General features: G+C 57.3%; 17 protein-coding genes. 5 read left to right on the top strand and 12 right to left on the bottom strand.

Annotated elements, in window-relative coordinates:
* Window positions 1-32: 32 nt before the first annotated feature.
* Window positions 33-1,775, top strand: coding sequence for a bifunctional isocitrate dehydrogenase kinase/phosphatase (gene aceK, locus ACE3MN_RS25175; RefSeq protein WP_004138461.1), 1,743 nt, complete (start codon window positions 33-35; stop codon window positions 1,773-1,775).
* A 13-nt stretch (window positions 1,776-1,788) separates the two neighbouring features.
* Here the strand turns inward: aceK and ACE3MN_RS25170 are convergent, their stop codons facing one another.
* Complete coding sequence (locus tag ACE3MN_RS25170) at window positions 1,789-2,193, bottom strand: ASCH domain-containing protein (protein WP_087829759.1); 405 nt, start codon at window positions 2,191-2,193, stop codon at window positions 1,789-1,791.
* 9 nt (window positions 2,194-2,202) lie between these two features.
* Window positions 2,203-3,030, bottom strand: coding sequence for a glyoxylate bypass operon transcriptional repressor IclR (gene iclR, locus ACE3MN_RS25165; RefSeq protein WP_024360169.1), 828 nt, complete (start codon window positions 3,028-3,030; stop codon window positions 2,203-2,205).
* Window positions 3,031-3,226: 196 nt separating this feature from the next.
* Between iclR and metH the strand changes: the two genes are divergently transcribed.
* Window positions 3,227-6,910, top strand: a complete 3,684-nt coding sequence (metH, locus tag ACE3MN_RS25160) for a methionine synthase (RefSeq protein WP_098140212.1) — start codon at window positions 3,227-3,229, stop codon at window positions 6,908-6,910.
* Between the two features lie 185 nt (window positions 6,911-7,095).
* Complete coding sequence (locus ACE3MN_RS25155) at window positions 7,096-8,727, top strand: Na/Pi cotransporter family protein (protein WP_004127714.1); 1,632 nt, start codon at window positions 7,096-7,098, stop codon at window positions 8,725-8,727.
* A 261-nt stretch (window positions 8,728-8,988) separates the two neighbouring features.
* On the opposite strand, the gene ACE3MN_RS25150 is transcribed toward ACE3MN_RS25155, so the two are convergent.
* Both ACE3MN_RS25150 and pepE read right to left on the bottom strand, forming a co-directional pair.
* Window positions 8,989-9,969, bottom strand: coding sequence for an IS110 family transposase (locus tag ACE3MN_RS25150; RefSeq protein WP_049130515.1), 981 nt, complete (start codon window positions 9,967-9,969; stop codon window positions 8,989-8,991).
* A 243-nt stretch (window positions 9,970-10,212) separates the two neighbouring features.
* Window positions 10,213-10,902: a dipeptidase PepE gene (pepE, locus tag ACE3MN_RS25145; RefSeq protein WP_004138468.1), complete on the bottom strand. Its 690-nt coding sequence runs from the start codon at window positions 10,900-10,902 to the stop codon at window positions 10,213-10,215.
* Between the two features lie 236 nt (window positions 10,903-11,138).
* On the opposite strand from pepE, the gene ACE3MN_RS25140 reads away from it, so the two are divergent.
* Both ACE3MN_RS25140 and ACE3MN_RS25135 read left to right on the top strand, forming a co-directional pair.
* Window positions 11,139-11,432, top strand: coding sequence for a type II toxin-antitoxin system CcdA family antitoxin (locus ACE3MN_RS25140; protein ID WP_004138471.1), 294 nt, complete (start codon window positions 11,139-11,141; stop codon window positions 11,430-11,432).
* Window positions 11,432-11,749: a CcdB family protein gene (locus tag ACE3MN_RS25135; RefSeq protein WP_049131419.1), complete on the top strand. Its 318-nt coding sequence runs from the start codon at window positions 11,432-11,434 to the stop codon at window positions 11,747-11,749. Before ACE3MN_RS25140 ends, ACE3MN_RS25135 begins: the two co-directional genes overlap by 1 nt.
* A gap of 31 nt (window positions 11,750-11,780) precedes the next feature.
* On the opposite strand, the gene ACE3MN_RS25130 is transcribed toward ACE3MN_RS25135, so the two are convergent.
* From ACE3MN_RS25130 to ACE3MN_RS25095, 8 genes are all read right to left on the bottom strand, one after another.
* Complete coding sequence (locus tag ACE3MN_RS25130) at window positions 11,781-12,590, bottom strand: shikimate 5-dehydrogenase (RefSeq protein ID WP_049131418.1); 810 nt, start codon at window positions 12,588-12,590, stop codon at window positions 11,781-11,783.
* The gene (sorE, locus tag ACE3MN_RS25125; RefSeq protein ID WP_064343369.1) at window positions 12,583-13,812 is read right to left on the bottom strand and encodes an L-sorbose 1-phosphate reductase; all 1,230 of its coding nucleotides are present in this window, start codon (window positions 13,810-13,812) and stop codon (window positions 12,583-12,585) included. Before sorE ends, ACE3MN_RS25130 begins: the two co-directional genes overlap by 8 nt.
* Window positions 13,813-13,935: 123 nt before the next feature.
* A complete protein-coding gene (locus tag ACE3MN_RS25120; protein ID WP_004137598.1) occupies window positions 13,936-14,760 on the bottom strand; it encodes a PTS system mannose/fructose/sorbose family transporter subunit IID in 825 nt (274 codons plus the stop codon).
* Between the two features lie 11 nt (window positions 14,761-14,771).
* A complete protein-coding gene (locus tag ACE3MN_RS25115) occupies window positions 14,772-15,569 on the bottom strand; it encodes a PTS mannose/fructose/sorbose transporter subunit IIC (RefSeq protein WP_375364215.1) in 798 nt (265 codons plus the stop codon).
* Between the two features lie 188 nt (window positions 15,570-15,757).
* A complete protein-coding gene (locus ACE3MN_RS25110; protein ID WP_375364214.1) occupies window positions 15,758-16,252 on the bottom strand; it encodes a mannose/fructose/sorbose PTS transporter subunit IIB in 495 nt (164 codons plus the stop codon).
* A complete protein-coding gene (locus ACE3MN_RS25105; RefSeq protein ID WP_024360174.1) occupies window positions 16,252-16,659 on the bottom strand; it encodes a mannose/fructose/sorbose PTS transporter subunit IIA in 408 nt (135 codons plus the stop codon). Before ACE3MN_RS25105 ends, ACE3MN_RS25110 begins: the two co-directional genes overlap by 1 nt.
* A 9-nt stretch (window positions 16,660-16,668) precedes the next feature.
* Entirely contained in the window at window positions 16,669-17,472 is an 804-nt protein-coding gene (locus ACE3MN_RS25100) for an SDR family oxidoreductase (protein ID WP_049087460.1), read from the bottom strand.
* 70 nt (window positions 17,473-17,542) lie between these two features.
* Window positions 17,543-18,490 carry a sugar-binding transcriptional regulator gene (locus ACE3MN_RS25095; protein WP_082236848.1) on the bottom strand — a complete coding sequence of 316 codons (948 nt, stop codon included), beginning with the start codon at window positions 18,488-18,490 and terminating at the stop codon, window positions 17,543-17,545.
* Between the last annotated feature and the right edge of the window lie 293 nt (window positions 18,491-18,783).

Here is an 18,783-nt window from a genome sequence, read left to right as displayed (position 1 = left end):
CGGCATGACCGGATGCTGGATGGGGGAAAGCGATGACGCGTGGCCTGGAATTATTGATTGCTCAAACTATTTTGCAGGGTTTTGACGCCCAATATGGTCGTTTTCTTGAAGTGACTTCCGGCGCCCAGCAGCGCTTTGAACAGGCTGACTGGCATGCTGTCCAGCAGGCGATGAAGCAGCGTATTCACCTTTACGATCACCATGTCGGCCTGGTCGTCGAACAGCTGCGCTGCATTACCGATGGTAAAAATACCGATACCGAATTTTTGCTGCGGGTGAAAGAGCACTATACCCGCCTGCTGCCGGATTACCCTCGCTTCGAAATTGCGGAGAGCTTTTTTAATTCCGTCTATTGCCGGTTGTTTGACCACCGCTCGCTGACTCCCGAGCGGCTTTTTATTTTCAGCTCGCAGCCGGAGCGGCGCTTACGTTCCATCCCGCGGCCGCTGGCTAAAGATTTCTTCCCGAACCGGGGCTGGGACACGTTATTACGCAAAGTGTTATCCGATCTTCCTCTCCGTCTGCCGTGGCAAAACAGCGCGCGCGACATCGGATATATCACCGCTTGCCTGCAGGAAGCGCTCGGCAGCGAGTTGCTTTCCCGCTCGCATCTGCAGGTGGCGAATGAACTGTTTTATCGCAATAAGGCGGCCTGGCTGGTGGGTAAACTCGTCACGCCGATGGCGACGCTGCCTTTTCTTCTCCCCATCCATCGTTCCGATGAAGGTGAACTGTTTGTCGATGCCTGTCTGACGACGCACGCCGAAGCCAGCATCGTTTTTGGCTTCGCCCGCTCCTATTTTATGGTTTACGCGCCGCTGCCCGGCGCGCTGGTTGAGTGGCTGCGCGAGATTCTCCCGGGTAAAACCACCGCCGAATTGTATATGGCGATTGGCTGCCAGAAGCATGCGAAAACCGAGAGTTATCGGGAATACCTGCACTACATTTCCCGCAGCGATGAGCAATTTATTGAAGCGCCGGGGATCCGTGGAATGGTGATGCTGGTGTTTACTTTGCCGGGATTTGACCGGGTATTTAAGGTCATTAAGGACCGCTTCGCGCCGCAAAAAGAGATGACCGCCGCCCACGTGCGCGCCTGCTATCAGCTGGTCAAAGAGCACGACCGCGTGGGACGGATGGCCGATACCCAGGAGTTTGAGAACTTCGTGCTGGAGAAACGGCAAATTGCGCCCGAACTGATGACCCTGCTGCAAACCGAGGCCGGAGCGAAAATTACCGATCTCGGCGATCGCATCGCCATCAGCCATCTTTATATCGAGCGGCGGATGGTGCCGCTCAATATCTGGCTGGAGCAGGTCGACGGTCAGGCGCTGCGCGATGCGGTGGAGGAGTACGGGAACGCCATTCGACAGCTGGCCGCCGCCAATATTTTCCCCGGCGATATGCTCTTTAAAAACTTTGGCGTCACGCGTCACGGCCGGGTGGTGTTCTACGATTATGATGAAATTTGCTATATGACGGAAGTGAACTTCCGCGAGATCCCGCCGGCGCGCTACCCGGAAGATGAACTCGCCAGCGAGCCCTGGTATAGCGTCTCGCCGGGCGATGTTTTCCCGGAAGAGTTTCGCCACTGGCTGTGCGCCGATCCGCGCATCGGGCCGCTATTTGAAGAGATGCATGCCGACCTGCTGCGCGCCGACTACTGGCGGGAGCTGCAAACGCGCATCCGCAACGGCCACGTGGAAGATGTCTACGCCTATCGCCGCCGTCAGCGCTTTTGCGTGCGTTACGGCAATCTGCAGCAGGCGGGGTAACAGGCGGGCTGGCTCAGGCCGCTTCGATAACGGCAAACTCTTCGTATACCAGCTCCATATCCGGCGCCCAGGTGCCCTCTCGTTCAAAGAAGGCCTGATGCGCCGATTGCCAGTAGGCGAGGCTCAAATCGCCTTCGCCTTCCAGCGCGGCGAGCTCCGGGCTCATTTCGTTAAAACGGATGAGCCTGAGCGTCAGGGTGCGTATCACGCAGACGGCTTTCCCTTTGCCGTCCAGCACAATGTGATATGCCCCTGGCGTCACGGGCGGCTGTTCCTGCTGATAGCTGACAAGCGAGCCGCAGGTGCCGCGCTTTTTCCCCGCGACGACCAGGGCCGCCAGCTCGTCGGCCAGCGCCGCGGAATCGCCGAAAGACCAGCAAAAAGCGGAAGGGTATTTATCCTGCCAGTAGGATTTCAGATCGCTCATTTAGCGCACTCCGCCGTAGGCCAGCGTGACTTCTTTCGCCGCCTTAATCACCATCGCGCCGAACTCGGTCACGCGATCATCGGTAATGCGGGAAATGGGCCCGGAAATAGAGATGGCGGCGAACGGCTCACGATGTTCATCATAAATGCATGACGCCACGCAGCGTAGGCCAAGCGCGTGTTCTTCATCATCAAACGAGTAGCCGCGTTTGCGCGTCTGGGCCAGGTCCTCTTTCAGATGCACCGGCGATACCAGCGTGGCGTGGGTATAAGCGTGCAGGCCTTGACGGTGCAGCAGACCGGTGACCTGATCTTCACTCAGTTGCGACAAAAACGCTTTTCCGGCGCCGGAAGCGTGCATCGGTAGCTTACCGCCAATCGGCGCCGACATGCGCATCAGCTGGGTACACTGCACCTGATCGATAATAATCGCCTGATGGTCGCTCTGGTCCAGCACCGCGAGGTTAACCGTTTCGCCGGAGTCTTCCATCAGCTGACGCAAAATCGGATGGACGATCGCCAACAGATTACGGCTTTGCAGGAAGCTGCTGCCGACGACGAAAGCATGCGCGCCTACCGACCAGTGTCCCAGCTCACCGACCTGACGAACAAAACCCAGCTGCTGCATGGTCGTCAGCAGGCGGTGCGTTGTGGAGTTAGGCAAACCGGCCTGCTGGGCCAGCTCGGTCAGCGCCACGCTGCCGTGGGATTCAGCAATCCATTCAAGCAGTTTCAGTCCGCGAGTCAGGGACTGAACTTGTCCGCCAGCCGGAGCAGCGGCGGGAGAGGCAGGTTTTCTGCCGCGTTTTGCGGGAGCGGGGGTCGCCATCGCGGACTCCTTTTTTCTGTATCGTGGAAATGATTTTCGTTTTATTTGGCGATAATGCAATCACTACCCGACTGATCGGATGAGTGAAGCTGAACATGTCTCATCTTGCCCGCTGTTCTCTTTTCCACCCCTTCGGTTTGTGCCAGTATGGTCTGTTGAGTTTTTTCGGTCTGGTTGAGCGTTGTCGGGAGCGAGTGTGAGCAGCAAAGTTGAGCAACTGCGTCAGCAGTTAAAAGCACGTATTTTGGTTCTGGATGGGGGCATGGGCACCATGATCCAGAGCTATCGTCTGAGTGAGCAGGACTTTCGCGGCGAACGCTTTGCCGACTGGCCGTGCGACCTGAAGGGCAACAACGACCTGCTGGTTCTCAGCAAGCCGGAAGTGATAACCGCTATCCACGATGCCTATTTCGAGGCCGGGGCGGATATCATTGAAACCAACACCTTTAACTCGACGACCATCGCGATGGCGGATTACCAGATGGAATCCCTGTCGGCGGAGATCAACTTTACGGCGGCGAAACTGGCCCGCGCCAGCGCCGATGCCTGGAGCGCCCGCACGCCGGAAAAACCGCGCTACGTCGCAGGCGTTCTCGGCCCGACTAACCGCACCGCGTCTATTTCTCCGGACGTCAACGACCCGGCCTACCGCAACATCACCTTTGACGGGCTGGTGGAAGCCTATCGTGAATCCACCAAAGCGCTGGTGGAAGGCGGGGCGGATCTGATTCTGATTGAGACGGTGTTCGATACCCTCAACGCCAAGGCGGCGATCTTTGCGGTTAAAGAGGAGTTCGAAGCGCTGGGTGTCGATCTGCCGATTATGATCTCCGGCACCATCACCGACGCCTCCGGGCGCACGCTGTCCGGCCAGACCACCGAAGCTTTTTATAACTCGCTGCGCCACGCCGATGCGCTGACGTTCGGCCTCAACTGCGCCCTCGGGCCGGATGAGCTGCGCCAGTACGTGCAGGAGCTGTCGCGTATCGCCGAGTGCTACGTCACCGCCCACCCGAACGCCGGTCTGCCAAACGCTTTTGGTGAATACGATCTGGACGCCGACACGATGGCGGCGCAAATTCGCGAATGGGCTGAAGCCGGATTCCTGAATATTGTCGGCGGCTGCTGCGGCACCACGCCGGAACATATCGCCGCCATGAGCCACGCGGTGGCCGGCCTGCCGCCGCGCCAGCTGCCGGAGATCCCCGTTGCCTGCCGTCTTTCCGGCCTGGAGCCGCTGAATATCGGCGACGACAGCCTGTTTGTGAACGTTGGCGAACGCACCAACGTCACCGGCTCGGCGAAATTTAAGCGCCTGATTAAAGAAGAAAAATATAACGAAGCGCTGGATGTAGCGCGCCAGCAGGTCGAAAGCGGCGCGCAGATTATCGATATCAATATGGATGAGGGGATGCTCGACGCCGAAGCGGCGATGACGCGTTTCCTCAACCTGATCGCCGGTGAGCCGGATATCGCCCGCGTGCCGATTATGATCGACTCTTCCAAATGGGAAGTTATCGAAAAAGGCCTGAAGTGTATTCAGGGTAAAGGCATCGTTAACTCCATCTCGATGAAAGAGGGCGTTGAGCCGTTTATCCAGCACGCGAAAAAGGTGCGCCGCTACGGGGCCGCCGTGGTGGTGATGGCCTTTGATGAAGTGGGCCAGGCCGATACCCGCGAGCGGAAAATTGAAATTTGCCGCCGGGCGTACAAAATTCTCACCGAAGAGGTGGGTTTCCCGCCGGAAGATATCATCTTTGACCCGAATATTTTCGCCGTGGCGACCGGAATTGAAGAGCACAACAACTACGCCCAGGACTTTATCGGCGCCTGCGAAGATATCAAACGCGAACTGCCGCACGCGCTCATTTCCGGCGGCGTTTCTAACGTGTCGTTCTCTTTCCGCGGCAACGACCCTGTGCGCGAGGCGATTCACGCGGTATTCCTTTACTACGCCATCCGCAACGGTATGGATATGGGTATCGTCAACGCCGGCCAACTGGCGATTTACGACGATCTGCCCGCCGAGCTGCGCGACGCGGTTGAAGATGTGATTCTGAACCGCCGCGATGACGGCACCGAACGCCTGCTCGATCTGGCGGAAAAATATCGCGGCAGCAAAACGGATGACACTGCCAACGCCCAGCAGGCGGAGTGGCGCAGCTGGGACGTCAAAAAACGCCTCGAATACTCGCTGGTGAAGGGCATTACCGAATTTATCGAACTGGATACCGAAGAAGCTCGCCAACAGGCCGCGCGTCCGATTGAGGTTATCGAAGGGCCGCTGATGGACGGCATGAACGTGGTCGGCGATCTGTTCGGCGAGGGGAAAATGTTCCTGCCGCAGGTGGTGAAATCCGCCCGCGTAATGAAGCAGGCGGTGGCCTACCTTGAACCCTATATCGAAGCCAGCAAAGAGAAAGGCTCCAGCAACGGCAAGATGGTGATCGCCACCGTGAAAGGCGACGTTCACGACATCGGTAAGAACATTGTCGGCGTGGTGCTGCAGTGTAATAACTACGAAATCGTCGATCTTGGCGTGATGGTGCCTGCGGATAAAATCCTGAAAACCGCCCGTGAGGTGAACGCCGATCTGATTGGCCTCTCCGGGCTGATTACGCCGTCGCTGGATGAGATGGTCAACGTGGCGAAGGAGATGGAGCGTCAGGGCTTTACTATTCCGCTGCTGATCGGCGGCGCCACTACCTCGAAAGCGCATACGGCGGTGAAAATCGAGCAGAACTACAGCGGCCCGACGGTCTACGTACAGAACGCCTCGCGTACCGTCGGCGTGGTCGCTGCGCTGCTGTCCGCGACCCAGCGTGATGATTTTGTCGCCCGAACCCGCAAAGAGTACGAAACGGTACGTATTCAGCACGGCCGTAAAAAGCCGCGCACCCCGCCGGTCACGCTGGAAGCCGCGCGCGATAACGATCTGGCCTTTGACTGGGAAAGCTATACGCCGCCGGTGGCCCATCGCCTGGGCGTGCAGGAAGTGGAAGCCAGTATCGAAACCCTGCGTAACTATATCGACTGGACGCCGTTCTTTATGACCTGGTCGCTGGCCGGGAAATATCCGCGCATTCTGGAAGATGAAGTGGTGGGCGAAGAGGCGAAGCGCCTGTTCAGCGATGCCAATGAGCTGCTGGATAAGCTCAGCGCCGAGAAGACCCTGAATCCGCGAGGCGTAGTGGGGCTGTTCCCGGCTAACCGCGTCGGCGACGATGTCGAAATCTATCGCGATGAAACTCGCACGCACGTGCTGACGGTGGGGCATCATTTACGCCAGCAGACCGAAAAAGTTGGTTTTGCCAACTACTGCCTGGCGGATTTTGTCGCCCCGAAACTGTCAGGAAAAGCGGATTATATCGGCGCCTTTGCGGTGACCGGCGGCCTTGAGGAAGACGCGCTGGCCGACGCCTACGAAGCGCAGCACGATGATTACAACAAGATTATGGTGAAGGCGATTGCCGACCGCCTGGCGGAAGCCTTTGCCGAATATCTGCATGAGCGGGTGCGCAAGGTCTACTGGGGCTATGCGGCGAACGAGAACCTCAGCAACGAAGAGCTGATCCGCGAGAACTACCAGGGGATTCGCCCGGCGCCGGGCTATCCGGCCTGCCCGGAGCACACTGAAAAGGCGACGATCTGGGCGCTGCTGGAGGTGGAAAAACACACCGGCATGAAGCTGACGGAGTCCTTTGCCATGTGGCCCGGCGCGTCGGTTTCCGGCTGGTACTTTAGCCATCCTGACAGCAAGTACTTCGCGGTGGCGCAAATTCAGCGCGATCAGGTGGAAGACTACGCGTTACGAAAAGGAATGAGCGTGGCGGAAGTGGAGCGCTGGCTGGCGCCTAATCTGGGGTATGACGCTGATTAATTTGTAAAGTGGTCACCTTTTCTTACAACTAACAGGGCGCTCAATGAGCGCCCTGTCTCTTTATTGAGCGTAAACCCTTATACTTAAGAGCTTGAGATCGTTGTGGAGCGGATAAGCGAAGCGCCATCCGGCCTGTAACGGTTTATGAGTTCGGGAACGAATAAATATAAGGAGAAGCTGATTCCGTGTTAACTCTGCTACACCTGTTGTCCGCCGTCGCTCTACTGGTGTGGGGCACCCATATCGTCCGTACTGGCGTGATGCGCGTCTACGGCGCTCGCCTGCGCAGCGTGCTCAGCAGCAGCGTAGAGAAAAAACCGCTCGCCTTCTGCGCGGGGATCGGCGTTACCGCGCTGGTCCAGAGCAGCAACGCCACCACCATGCTGGTCACCTCTTTTGTCGCCCAGGATCTGGTGGCGCTGGCCCCTGCGCTAGTGATGGTGCTGGGCGCTGACGTCGGTACCGCGCTGATGGCGAGGGTGCTGACCTTCGACCTGTCGTGGCTTTCGCCGCTGCTGATTTTTATCGGCGTGATTTTTTTCCTTGGCCGCAAACAAACGCGCGCGGGCCAGCTCGGGCGCGTGGGGATTGGCTTAGGACTGATTCTGCTGGCGCTGGAGCTGATCGTCCAGGCGGTGCATCCCATCACCCAGGCCAACGGGGTACAGGTGATTTTCGCCTCTTTGACCGGCGATATTATGCTGGATGCGCTGATCGGCGCGGTGTTTGCCATCATCAGCTATTCCAGTCTGGCGGCGGTGCTGCTGACCGCGACGTTAACCGCCACCGGCGTGATTTCGTTTCCGGTGGCGCTGTGCCTGGTGATCGGCGCCAACCTCGGCTCCGGACTGCTGGCCATGTTAAACAACAGCGGCGCCAATGCCGCCGCGCGCCGCGTTGCGCTCGGCAGCCTGCTGTTTAAGCTGGTGGGCAGCCTGATTATCCTGCCGTTTGTGCATCTGTTGGCAAACGTCATGGATGAACTCCCGCTGCAAAAATCCGAGCTGGTCATCTATTTCCACGTCTTCTACAACCTGATCCGCTGTATCGCCATGGTGCCGTTCGCCGGGCCGATGGCGAATCTCTGTAAGCGTCTGATTCGCGATGAGCCGGAGCTGGATGCGCGACTGAAGCCGAAGCACCTGGATACTTCGGCGCTGGATACGCCCGCGCTGGCGCTGGCCAATGCCGCCCGTGAAACCCTGCGTATCGGCGATGCCATGGAGCAGATGCTGGAAAGCCTGCGTAAAGTGATGCACGGCGAGCCGCGTGAGGAGAAAGAGCTACGGCGGATGGCGGATGATATCAACGTGCTTTACACCGCGATTAAGCTCTATCTGGCGCGGATGCCGAAAGAGGAGCTGGCGGATGAGGAGTCCCGCCGCTGGGCGGAAATTATCGAAATGGCGCTCAACCTCGAGCAGGCTTCGGATATTGTCGAAAGGATGGGGAGCGAAATCGCCGATAAATCGCTGGCCGCGCGCCGCGCATTCTCTATGGAGGGGCTGAAAGAGCTGGACGCGCTCTACGATCAGCTGCTCAGCAATCTGCAGCTGGCGATGTCGGTCTTCTTCTCCGGCGACGTGCCGAGCGCCCGCCGCCTGCGACGCAGCAAGCATCGTTTTCGCATTATGAACCGCCGCTACTCACACGCGCACGTTGACCGCCTGCATCAGCAAAACGTGCAGAGTATTGAAACCAGTACGCTGCACCTCGCGCTGCTGGGCGATATGAAACGTCTTAACTCGCTGTTCTGCTCAGTAGCCTATAGCGTGATGGAGCAGCCGGATGAGGACGATGAGCGCGATGATTATTAAGCGCTGATGAGCCGCCTGACATCCCCGGTTCGCGCTGCGCTTAGCCGGGCTACAGGATTACCGCCGTCTGCGGGCCGGTAGCCCGGGTAAGGCGTTTACGCCGCAACCCGGGGAATGCGCTGGCCCACGGACATCTGCGGAACGGTAGATACTGTGAACGCCTGCAACTCTTTTCACCACTGTCATCTTCTCCGGCTCCCGGATGACAGGCACAACAACGACAGCGACATCCCGCGCTGTCGTTTCATCCGGCACGCTTTCTTACGCTATCAACAGCTCATGCTGTGACGCATCGAACGCCTTTCCTGACTTCAGTACACCGTACGCCACCTGCGCCAGCTTTCGCATCATCGCCCCTATGATGACTTTCGCACGCTTACCATTCCCTTCCAGCCTTTTCCTGAACGCTTTTCCCCACGCCGTATGGTACAGCGCCGATAACGCTGGCATGTATAGCGCTTTGCGCAGATGAACCGGTCCCGCTTTGCTCATCCGGCTCGCCCGCATCACGCTGCTGCCTGACTCATGCTGCACCGGCGTCAGTCCTGCATACGCCGCGAACTGCCGCCCTGTACCGAACTTCAGCTTCAGGCCCGTATACGCCAGCAGAACCGCCGCCGTTTTCTCTCCGATGCCCGGGATACTGTTCAGCAGCTTCCGCCGTTGTTTCATATCCGGGTCATTATCCGTCAGGTCTTTTATCTGTTTTTCGATACGCGCCAGCTCCGCGCTCAGACACCCCAGCAGGATATCAATGCTGGTCAGCTGAACTTCCGGCGCGGTTTCCCGCCGGTTTTTCTCCTGTGTCTGCATCTCTGTCAGCGCCTGATGGCGTAACACCAGGGCTTTCAGTGCCCGCTCTGTCGGATGGGGGGCCTCCCAGGCTGGCGGGCGTTTTTCCCGGCAGAAGTGAGCCAGCATACGGGCGTCCACTTTGTCGGTTTTACTGCGCAACCCCTCACTCTGTGCGAAAGCTTTACTGAGGGCGGGGTTGATGACGGACACGGTATACCCGGCATCACTCAGATGCGCGGCCGCGTCTTCCATGTAGGTGCTGGTGGATTCCATGCAGACATGGGCACGGTTCACATCATGGCCGCGAAGCCAGCGGACCAGCGCTTCGTGCCCGGAGAGGGTATTGTCAAATTTTTTACAACGATGCCGGCCATCAGGGCGAAGAATATCGACATCCAGTTTAGCTTTGGCGACATCAATACCGATGAAGTGGAGTTCATTTTCCATAGTGAAACCAACCTTGCGAATACGGGTTACCGGTGAAAGCCGGTCCATGATACTGTCCGGTTTATCACATGAGAAAGAACGGCGGTCCGGTGCAAAGGATCTACGGAACAGGCGCGAAAGCCTAAGCCCGGACACGGCATCCGGACCGCCATCAGAGAGAACTGGCCGGTTCTTTCTGACGGGTTAATCATACAAGCCCGGACAGGCGCAACGCGCCGCCTCCGGGACAAGAGCAAGCAGGGATCAGAAACGATGGCCAGCGTTGAGGGTTACTGCTTCTTCTCCGGCTCTGAACACCAGCGTCGGATTCGGGCCGCCGAGGGTGGCGTGGCCCTGCGTCACCTGAATCCAGTTGCCTTCCGGCAGACCGATAATCGTCAGCTCTGGCGCAACCACCAGCAGCTCGCGGATCCGCTGCTCGCGGGTCTCGCCTTTATGGCCTTCCGGCAGCGCATTGGTGAAATGCGGGTTAATTTGCAGCGGGAACAACCCCAGCGCAGCAAAACCGTTAGGGTCGACAATCGGCATATCGTTAGTGGTGCGAATCGTCGGACAGGCCAGGTTAGCGCCCGCGCTCCAGCCGATATACAGCGCTCCGCGCTTCACCACATCCACCATCGGCGCCAGCAGGCCGCGTTCGCGGCACTCTTTCAGCAGCTGAAAGGTGTTGCCGCCGCCGACGATAACTATCTCCGCATTCGCAATCGCCGACACCGGGTCCGCGACGCTGTGAATACCGGTGACCGTGACGCCCATTGGGCTGAAGACGGCGGCGGTTTTCGCGGTGTAATCGTCCCAGGTTTGCGTTACCCCGGCGAAAGGAATAAATACCGCAGAACGGCGGCCGTTTAGCTGCCCGGCAATGGTCGGCAGCGCATGTTCCAGCCAGGCTTTGCCCGGCAGCGTTGAGTTACTCAATAGCAGCAGTTCCATCATTTCTCCATTTGGCCAGATGATTATTCGGGCAGGGATGTTATCACAGGATATCTTACCGCTTGCTGACGTGGCTCACGCTGAGACGCGCTGAGCATAGCGGAACGGCGATTATTGGCGCAGCGACTCTCTGAATTAATCTGGAAAGCGCCTCGCAGACTGACTCTACCGGGCGTGACAGGTTAGCGGGAACCGCTTAGTTTTACGTTGATGATTCACAGGCAAAGGAATAGAAAATGCTCGTTTATTACGCTAATCTGAGGCATGTCATGCGCATTACCATGGGGGCTATCATGCGCACTACGTCGAACGTTAAAAAATCAGTCAATGTCTCGCTTTCGCCTGAAATCCTGGAAGAGGCGCGTAAACTTAAAATCAACATTTCGGCGGTTTTAACGGAAGCTTTACTTGAGAAATTTCGTGAGCACAAACGTGAAGAGTGGTTACGAGACAATAAGAAATCGATCGATACGATTAACCAATGGGTAGAAGAAAACGGTTCGTTTAGTGATTTTCAAAGGCCGTTCTGATGGAACAATATTGCGCTTATGAGAATACGGGAAGCGGTAAAAAGGTTTTCCCTTATTTAATCAACCTGCAGCATCCGGTCGCGAATGTCCTGAAGCATATCCTGGTTGCCCCTGTGATAGAACAAAACCAACTACCTGATACCCAGCCTCCGACCAAAATTTGTCCCGTGATTACGATTGCCGGTCAAACTTATATTGTGATGACGCATATGATGGCGGGTTTGCCGCAAAAAGAACTGGGCAAGTGCGTTGCTGATTTGACGGCGGACAGGGCTGCGCTGCGCGATGCAATCGACTTTCTGATCAACGGTTATTAGAGCGCCCTCCCTGGCGCTCACCGTTTTGCCCCTACCCTCTGGCAAAGGCCGCGGCTTCAGCGACAAGCGCCGCGTCCGGACGCACGCCGGTGTAGAGCGCAAACTGCTCCACCGCCTGCAGGGCAATCACCTCCGCGCCGCTGATAACGCGCTTGTCCAGCCTCTGCGCCAGCCTGATAAGCGGGGTTTCCGGCGGTAGCGCGACCACGTCAAATACCACGGCGGCCCGTTCCACCATTGTCTGGCTAAAGGCCAGGGTTTCGCTTTCCGCACCGCCCGCCATACCGAGCGGGGTGACGTTAACGAGAATATCCGCCGCGATTCCCTCCGGCCTGGGCTGCCACTGAAAACCGTACTGCTTCGCCAGCGCCAGGCCGCGCTCGCGATGGCGGGCGGCGATAATCACATCGCGGAAACCGGCATCGCGGAAGGCGGCGATGACCGCTTTGCCCATCCCGCCGCTGCCCTGGATCATCACTTTGGCGGAGGCGTCGAGCCGACGGCTGTCAATCAGGCTTTTTACCGCGATATAGTCAGTATTCAGCCCGGTCAGCCTGCCGTCGTCGTTGACGATGGTGTTGACCGAATCAATCACCTTTGCCGAAGGGTCAAGCGCGTCGAGAAACGGTATACAGCTCTCTTTAAACGGCATCGAGACCGCGCAGCCGCGAACGCCTAATGCGCGCACGCCGTTTACCGCCGCGGCAATGTCCTGGGTCGTAAAGGCTTTATAGATATAATTCAGCCCGAGCTTTTCATACAGATAGTTATGAAAGCGGGTGCCGAAGTTGCCCGGGCGACCGGCCAGCGACATGCACAGCTGCGTATCGCGATTAATCATGAGCAATATCCTCCGCGTGGGCCAGCAGATACTCCTCCGCCTCTTTTGACCAGATACCGTGATGGCGCTCCATGATCGCCGCCAGCTGCGGATCGCGGATTTCTCCCAGCGGCGTCAGCGGGATATTTTTCCCGGTATAGACCAGCTTTTTACCGCCGCCAACCGCCGGTAAATCCAGGGTCGTCTCGCCCGCCGCGTTCAGCCCCAGAATATGGGTCACCACCTTCGCGGTCTGGACTTTTTTCGCCTGCATCAGCGCGACGGCGGCGCGCATATCGTCGGTATTGCCCCCGGAGGTGCCAACGTAGTGGGTAAAGGCGTAATGCACATCGTAAAAATTGATCGGCGCGCTGAACTGCTTATCCTGCGGACCGGCGAAGAAGTTCAGGCAGCCGTCTGCGGCCAGCAGCGAGGAAGCCAGGGTGATGAGCTGTTCATTTGGGACGAAGACGAAGATATCGTCAAAACCGTGGCCGCCGGAGAGCGCCATCAGCGTTTCGCGGCTGGCGTCACGCCCATCAAGATAGTGAATCAACGTTTGCGGCTCGGAGGGATAGTGCTGGCGCGCATAGCTGAGCTTGGGCTTATTGGTGTCGGTGACCACCAGCAGCGCCGGATTGATCGGGCCATGCAGCGCGTAGTCGATAGCCAGCAGCCCCATCGGGCCGGTGCCGCCGAGGATCAGCGTGCGCCCCTGTGGGCGAATGCCCATCACATGGTTATAGCTGCCTTCCTGCAGATGATAGTTGGCGTTGAACGCGCCGATCACGCAGGAAAGCGGTTCCACCAGCGAGCCTTCAAACCAGGTATCGCCTTCCCAGGAAAGCAAACAATCCTGTTCCATCACCTCGTTGGGGATCACCACGTGGGTGGCTTCGCCGCCGATCCACGGGAAGGAATAGCCGGGGCAGTCCGGGCGATCCGGCAGCTGCAGGTTGGCCTGAATAACATAGCGTTGACCAGCGCGAAACTTGTGCTGCCACTTTTTGCCGACGGCGATAATTTCCCCGCAGAACTCATGGCCGATGATGATCGGGTTGGTCGCCACATCGTCCGGCACCTTTTTGTGGTCCTCGCCCTGGTTCGCCTCTTTCCATGAGGAGAGGCACAGGCTGTCGGTGACCACCCGGGCGAGGATTTCATCATCCTGCATCGCCGGGAGTTCGAAGGTTTCCAGGCGCAGGTCGCGTTTGCCGTACAGGCGCAGGGCTGTTGTTTGCATATTTACCACCTCATCCCCTTCATCTTTCACATTACGGGTACGTTCGGTTGCCGCCTTGCCGTACTGCGAAATCTGTTGGGGCTAACTTGTTGAAGTAGCCCCGGCATCGTCGGGGCGGAATAATCAGGACAGGAAGCCCAGCGCGTTACCGAGTATCCCCAAACCGAACAGGGCGAAAATCAGCCATACCGGGTTCACTTTCTTATTGAGCAGACGCACCATCAGCAGGGTCAGGCCCAGGGCCAGCAGGCCGGGGCAGAGCTGATCGAGGATGTTCTGTACGGTCATGGTGACGGTCGAGCCATCGGCGCCCGGCGTTTGCGAGACCACCAGCGGTACATTGATAGTGGTCCACTTGGTGACCAGCACGCCCATCACAAACAGGCCAAGAATGGAGGCGCCTTCGGTCAGTTTTTGCAGCAGGTTACCGCCCATCTCGCTGACGATATTGACCCCTTTACGGAAGCCAAGCTGCAGCCCGTACCACTTCATAGCCAGACGCACCGCATTGAAAATAAAGAAGAACAGCAGCGGGCCAACCAGGTTTCCGGAGAGCGCCAGCGAAGCGCCGAGGGCGGCGGTAATCGGCCGCAGCGTGCCCCACACCAGCGGGTCACCCACCCCGGCCAGCGGCCCCATCAGGCCGACTTTGATCCCGTTGATGGCGCCATCGTCGATAGCGGCGCCGTTGGCCCGCGCTTCCTCCATCGCGACGGTCACGCCAATCACCGGCCCGCACACCGCCGGGGTGGTGTTAAAGAACACCAGATGGCGCTTCAGCGCGGCGACCTGATCCTCCTTCAGCGGATAGAGGCGCTTGATGGCCGGGATCATGTCGTAGCAAAAGCCAAGCCCGTGAATACGCTCGAAGTTGAATGACGCCTGCTGCAGGTTGGAGCGCAGAAACATGCTCACCAGGTCGCCTTGGGTAATTTTTCTCTGTTCCATGTTGGGCTCCATCAGTCGTCAAGCTGGTCAAGGGCGGTGGAAGAGGTGGCGGCAGCCTGCGGTTCGGGTTTGCGCCACTGTGGATTGAGCTGGATATAAATCAGCGCGATGATGACCCCTACGCCGCCGAAGGCCAGCAGGCTGAAATCGAGATAGCCGCCCGCAAGGAAGCCGAGGAAGAAGAAGGGCATCAGATACTTCACGCCCATCATGCGCAGCACCATGGCGTAGCCGACCACCACGATAAAACCGCCGGCGATTTGCAGACCGCGGGTAACGAATTCCGGGATGGCGTTGAGCATATTGCTGACCATATCCGCGCTGACAAACAGAGAAACGATGAGTGCGGGAATGGCGACGCGCAGCGCCTGAACGCTCAGCGCCGATACGTGCAGCAGATCGATTGTCCCGAAGCGCGCTTCTTCTGCTGCCTTATCCGCCGCGTGCTGAAACACCACGGTAAGGGTACGGGCGAACACGGTGAGCACCTGGCCCGCCGCGGCGACCGGCAGCGCAATCGCTATTCCAGTAGCGATACTTTGCTGGCCCACGATCACCAGGATGGCGGAGATAATGCTGGCTAACGCCGAATCCGGAGACTGCGCCGCGCCGACGTTCATCCAGCCGAGCGCAATCAGCTCCAGCGTGCCGCCGAGCATAATCCCGGTTTTTAAATCGCCGAGAATTAAGCCAATCACGGTACAGGCGATTAATGGGCGATGAGTCTGGAATTCATCCAGCACGCTGCCCATCCCGGCAATACAGGAAAAAATAAATATGGCGATGATTTGTAGGGTACTTATTTCCATAATTTTTCACCTTGAGGGTATAGAAATCCCTGCCTGTTACGGCATTTACACGCTGTCCTTCAGGCTGCCTCTTTGTTGACGACACTTTCTCGTCCCAGCCACATAGTTATCTATGCTGCTGGTGACTCGCTCATTTGTCGCCGCGATGTATCCAGAATGACAGTGTGTAATAAAACAGGAGCCTTTTATTATTCTTTTACGGACTGCTCTGCTATTTTATCGAGAATATTAACTGACGGATCCGAGGCTACGACGCGTAAATCAAGATTAACACCCAACTTATCTAACTGCTGAAAGGCATTAATATCCGCTTCGTCTAATGAGACCGCTTTGGTTAATTGTTTTTTACCCGGACGCCAGGCCATGCCGCCAATATTCAGGGTGGCTATGTTGACGCCCTGCTGCACCATGGTTAGTACGTCCTGCGGGTTGGTGAATAAATAAAAAACGGTTTCGTCCTGATATTGCGGGTTGTGATAAACGGCGACGGCTTTCTCAAGATTCACCACGTTGACCTTCATGCCCGGAGGCGCGGCCTGGCGAAGCAGCGTGCGGCGAACGTCGTCATTATAAACGTCGTCATTACAGATAATAATGCGCTGGGCGTTAGCCACTTTTGACCAAACGGTGGTGACCTGGCCGTGAATCAGGCGGTCGTCAATGCGCGCGAGCGTAATGTTCATCAGAAATCCTCCTCAACGGTTTCCGGCTGCCGCCAGGTGACGCAGCACTGGCTGGCGATGGTCTCAAGATGTTGGCACAGTTCTTCCGCATGCATCGTTTGCTGGTTATCCACCAGCTCCAGAGCCAGCGGTAGCGACAGGCCGCTGATGACCCGGAGCCGCGGGTTGCGCATCGCCAGCCCGGCGGCGGCGTTCCACGGGCTGCCGCACTGGAGATCGACGGCGATAAGCCACTCCTCCTCTTTGTGAGTACTTACCAACTTTTCAAGCTTATCGGCGATATCGCCCGCGTTTTCTCCCGGTACAAATTCCACGGCGCTAACGTTGACATCGCCGTAGACCATGCGCACCGAGTCGAGCATGGCGCAGGCTAGCTGGCCGTGGGCGCAGAAGATGACGTTAACCATTTTCCCCCCTTAGCCGCGCGTTTTTCCGCCGGCGATGTTAGTGGTTACTCCGGTCATGTAGCTGGCGCGTTCTGAGAGTAGATAGCAAACAAAATCAGCCACTTCAGTGAGTCGACCGGAGCGGCCAAGAGGAATAGAATTTTTGCTATAGCCTTCGCGCAACTGTTCGACGGTAATATTACGGGTCCAGGCCAACGCTTCTTCATACTCCGGGGTTCGCAGGCCGGTTTTTTCCAGAATGCCCGGCGCGACGCCCACCACGCGGATACCGTGCTTGCCCAGCTCTTTCGACCAGGAGCGGGTAAAGCTGTTCAGCGCGGCCTTGGTCGCGGCATAGCAGCTCTGGCCTTCCGAGCCTTCGAGGCCGCTTTCCGACGAGACGTTAACAATCACGCCGCTGCGCTGTTTAACCATCTGGCGCGCCACCGCCTGCGACATCAGGAACACGCCTTTCTGGTTGATATTGACCATTTTTTCGAATGCCGCTTCATTTAATTCATAGCGACCGGACGGTGCTTTCTCATCGACTAATAAGCGCGGGAAGTTAACGCCAGCGTTATTGACTAAACCATCGATGCGGCCAAAACGTTGAATAATATGGTCGACGGTTTTATGTACTTCGCTGGCGCTGGATATATCGGTAGGCCAGAAGTTATAATTACCGCTACTCTGATGCTTATCGCCACCGTGAATATCGATCATCTGCACGTTCGCGCCCTGGGCTAATAACTCATCGACAATCGCCAAGCCAATTCCTGATGCGCCGCCGGTCACGATAATTATTTTTTCTTTTAAATTTAACCATGTATTCATTATCGACTCCTGTTTCTTTAGATAAAGGGATCCCCCGCAGCAGCGCTGCGTGAAAACATATTCCTGAAATTTACTTCAGTAATGACTCAGCGGTTTCTCGATTCGTCACCAGACAGTTAATGTAATGACCGTTTAAGGCACCAAGAATGCCGGAGTATTTTTCCGCGCCCATCGCGATGCCTACCGAATAGCGCGCCTGTCTGAGTTTCGCCATCTCAATAGAGAGCGTTTTCTCACTCATGGCGGTCTCTACCATCAGGCCATCAATATTATAAAAGCGTGAGCAGATATCTCCGGCAACCTGGCGGGCGTTAAGATCGTCACTCTCTTCACTGCCGTAAAACGCGTGCCAGTTTGCGCCGTCGCGGATCGCCGGGGAACCAATCCCCACCAGCGCGACGTCCAGGTTATCCCAGTAGGAGGCAATCGTTTTAAAGTGCTGTGACTGCATAATACCGTTGCGAATCAATTTATTATCGAGAAGTGCCGGAAAGTCGGCGAGATGAGATTCCGCTTTCAGCTTCGCCGCTGCGCCGTAGGTCAGCGTATTCACGTGGTAGCGGCTTTCCAGTTTGCCGGAGGGGCCGCCGATAATCGGCACGCAGATAACCTGGCGGGACTGACCGGCCTGCGGCAGATTCTCCACCAGCGCGCGCACCGCCCGCCCCCAGGAGAAGCCGACGATATCGCCCGGCTCCAGCAGCCTATCAACCAATTGCGCGCCATGCTGGCCGATGAGATTGAGCTGATCCTCCTCCTGTAGAGCGTCGCTGGCCGCCACCACCACCTCTTTGAGGGCAAATTTTTGTTTTAGCTGCTGCTCAAGCCACAGATTTTCGTTGTAGTCATAGTTGATGGCGATAGTGACGATGCCCTGCTCGCGGCCGCGTTTCAACAGGCGGCTGATGGTGGTGCGATATATCCCCAGTTCGCGGGCTATCTGCGCCTGGGTCATATCCTGCTCGTAATAGAGCTGGGCGATTTTCACGATCAGACGAATATCGTCGCTGTTTTCCATCGTCACTGTCGGCTCCTGCACATTTGTGCAAATGAGAGAATGGCTGTCATGATCTGATATAACCCCATCAGCGGCCCGCTTCAAAGAAATTTTCCTCTATTTCAAGAAGGTGTTCTGACCGTTTGTGTTGCACATTTGCTTTGCTGGCAGGAGGTTGACGGCACGTTTGTGCCAGGCATGCTAACAGCCTGATTCTGCGTTATTTCGCTCAGTAAAGTTGCCGGGATCTCAAGAGTACACTTTTGTGTTGAAAGGCGGGGCAGATCACACTTAGCGCCAGGCGACGCGCGCGC

Source organism: Klebsiella grimontii, from assembly GCF_042137965.1.
GTDB lineage: Bacteria > Pseudomonadota > Gammaproteobacteria > Enterobacterales > Enterobacteriaceae > Klebsiella > Klebsiella grimontii.
Note: the sequence above shows the minus strand (reverse complement) of the source record. Positions and strands in the feature narration are given on the sequence as shown.